At 71.2% G+C, this 562-nt stretch carries 1 protein-coding gene; it reads right to left on the bottom strand.

What is annotated here, in order from left to right; genetic code table 11:
* On the bottom strand, positions 1 to 502 hold a 502-nt coding region (locus JCM9942_RS17790; protein WP_172675221.1), incomplete at its 3' end, for an ABC transporter permease.
* Positions 503 to 562 lie beyond the last annotated feature (60 nt).

Below are 562 nucleotides of genomic sequence, written 5' to 3'. Positions count from 1 at the left end.
CTGGCGGCCGACCAGCCCGTTGCCCCGAGCCCACCTCCAGCCGGCCCTCCACCAGGTTCTCCTGCAACGGGATCACCCGCACGTAGCGTGGAAGGTCGATGCCGACCAGGGCCACCGAGGCGGTCGCATCGCCGCGACGCCCGAACGCCGGACCGGACACCACCGGCGAGACCGCGCTGACCCCGGGCAGACGCTCGATCACCTCCAGCACCTGCTGCCAGTTGTCGATGGGGCGCAGCGACTGCGGGCGCGGCTCCTCCAGCACCAGCTGCAGGGTGCCCGGTGCCGCCGGCACGATCTGGTTGACCTCGCGCGGCGCCTCCACCCGGACATGCGCCTGGGTACCGAGCGTGCGTTCAATCAGGTTCTGCTGCAGACCGGCGATCAGCGCGGTGACGAACACGATCACCGACACGCCCACCGCGATACCGAACAGGATCAGCAGCGACTGCGCCCGGCCCTGCCGCAGAAAGCGCATCGCGATGGTGAACTCGATCCACATGGCTCAGCCGGCGTCGCCGGCATCGGCCGCGACGGCCGTTTGCGCCACCGGCGGCGGCTG

The sequence above is a fragment of the Stenotrophomonas pictorum JCM 9942 genome (assembly GCF_001310775.1).
GTDB classification, from domain to species: Bacteria; Pseudomonadota; Gammaproteobacteria; order Xanthomonadales; family Xanthomonadaceae; genus Stenotrophomonas; species Stenotrophomonas pictorum.
The sequence above is the reverse complement of the archived record's forward strand: the minus strand, read 5'-3'. Positions and strand labels throughout refer to the sequence as shown.